This is a genomic window from Actinoplanes sp. NPDC051633 (assembly GCF_040681735.1).
Taxonomy (GTDB): Bacteria; Actinomycetota; Actinomycetes; order Mycobacteriales; family Micromonosporaceae; genus Actinoplanes.
Genome location: NZ_JBFAZH010001351.1, coordinates 1 through 1,921, shown reverse-complemented (window position 1 = coordinate 1,921; position 1,921 = coordinate 1). Strand labels below are relative to the sequence as shown.

Genomic DNA, 1,921 nt, shown 5'->3' with positions numbered 1-1,921 from the left:
ACCGCCTCGAGCAGGAACTGCACGCCGATGTCGCGGGGCCGGGCGCCGACCGCCTTGCGCAGACCGATCTCCTTGGTGCGTTCGCGCACCGAGACCAGCATGATGTTGGAGACGCCGACGCCGCCGACGAGCAGGCTGATCCCGGCGATGGCGGCCAGCACGCCGGTGAGCACCCCGAGGATGTCGCCCAGCACGCCGAGGATCTGTTCCTGCGTGACCGCGCTGAAGTCGGTGTCCGGATGCTGCTTGACCAGGGCGGCGACCACGGCGTCGCCGAGCGCGCCGATGCGCTCGCGATCGGGCGCCCGGATCGCCAGGCCGTCGACGCGGTCGGTGCCGAGGAGCCGCTGCGCGGCGGTGATCGGTACGTGCACCTCGCTGTCCCGGTCGACGCCGAGACTCTGCCCGAGCTGCTCGAACGTGCCGGTGACCCGGAACCGGACGCCACCGATGGTGACCTGCCGCCCGATCGGGTCGCGATCGCCGAACAGCTGACGGGCCACGCCGGCGCCGAGCACGGCGACCCGCCGGCCGGTGCTGACGTCGGACCGGGTGAAGTAGCGGCCACGGTCGAGCTTGCGGACGAAGACGTCCGGCGTCGTCTCCAGGACGCCCTGCATGCTGGCGAAGCTGCTGCGGCTGCCGGCCCGGATGGTCTCGCCGGAGCTGACCGTGACCGCCACCCGGGACCGGTCGCCGACCACCCGCACCACGTTGTCGACGTCGTCCAGCGTCAGCGTGGAGGCGGTCGGCGCGGCGTTCGCCTCGAGCCGGCCGGGCACCACCAGGAGCAGGTTGGAGCCGAGGCCCTCGACCTGCTGCTCGATCTGCTGCTTGGTGCCGGTGCCGATGCCGACCAGCGCGACCACCGCGGCGACGCCGATCACCACGCCGAGCATGGTCAGGATGCTGCGCAGCCGGTTCGCGCGGAGCGCGTCGATCGCGACCCGCCACGCCTCCATGACCCTCATTCGACGATCACGCCGTCTCGCATCAGGATCTGGCGGCGGGCCCGAGCGGCGACCTCGCGGTCGTGGGTGACCAGCACGACCGCGACACCCTCGGCGTTGAGGGACTCGAGCAGCTCCAGCACCGCGCCGCCGGTGGTCGTGTCGAGGTTGCCGGTGGGCTCGTCGGCGAGGAGCACGGAAGGGCCGGTGACCAGGGCGCGGGCGATCGCCACGCGCTGCTGCTCGCCGCCGGACATTTGGTTGGGCCGGTGGCCGATGCGGTGCGCCAGGCCGACCCGCTCGAGCATCGCGGCGGCGCGCTCGCGCCGCTCGCGGCGGCCGACCCCGCGGTAGACGAGCGGGAGGGCGACGTTGTCCTGCGCGGTGGTGCGGGTCAGCAGGTGGAACGACTGGAAGACGAAGCCGATGGTCTCGTTGCGCAGACGGGCCATCTCGGCCGGCGAGAGCTCGCTGACGTCGCGCCCGCCGATCAGCAGCGTGCCCGCGGTCGGCCGGTCCAGCGCGCCGAGCAGATGCATCAGGGTCGACTTGCCGGAGCCGGAGGCCCCGACGATCGCCACGTAGTCGCCGTCGTCCACGGTGATCGAGACGCCGCGCAGCGCGGGCACCGAGACACCGTCCAGCTCGTAGGTGCGGGCGACGCCGGTGGCCACGATCGCCGGGGAGCCCGCGGCAGCGGTCACGGCAGCTCCTGGCCGGGCGTGACCCGGTCGGCGCCGGACACGACGATCCGCTGCCCGTCCTGCAGGCCGGCGGTGACCTGGACGACGTCCTCCCCCTGCACGCCCAGCGTGACCGGCACGCGCTCGGCCTTGCCGCCGCGGACCGCCCAGACCGCGTCCTGCCCGCCGGAGTCGACGACCGCGGAGGCCGGCACGGTCACCGCATCGTCGGCCTCACGGACGCGCAGCCGCACCACCGCGCTCATCCCGGGCCGGGGCGTCGGCGCC

General features: G+C 73.9%; 1 protein-coding gene and 2 pseudogenes. All 3 read right to left on the bottom strand.

The genetic code is table 11. The features are described 5' to 3' along the window. Positions 1 to 971: ABC transporter permease (locus AB0M20_RS40885; protein WP_364306621.1), on the bottom strand; the 971-nt coding region annotated here is incomplete at its 3' end. A 2-nt stretch (positions 972 to 973) separates the two neighbouring features. After that, positions 974 to 1,654, bottom strand: a pseudogene (locus AB0M20_RS40880) (ABC transporter ATP-binding protein); the annotation flags it as partial. Further along, a pseudogene (locus tag AB0M20_RS40875) lies at positions 1,651 to 1,921 on the bottom strand (efflux transporter periplasmic adaptor subunit); the annotation flags it as partial. The pseudogenes AB0M20_RS40880 and AB0M20_RS40875, both read right to left, overlap by 4 nt.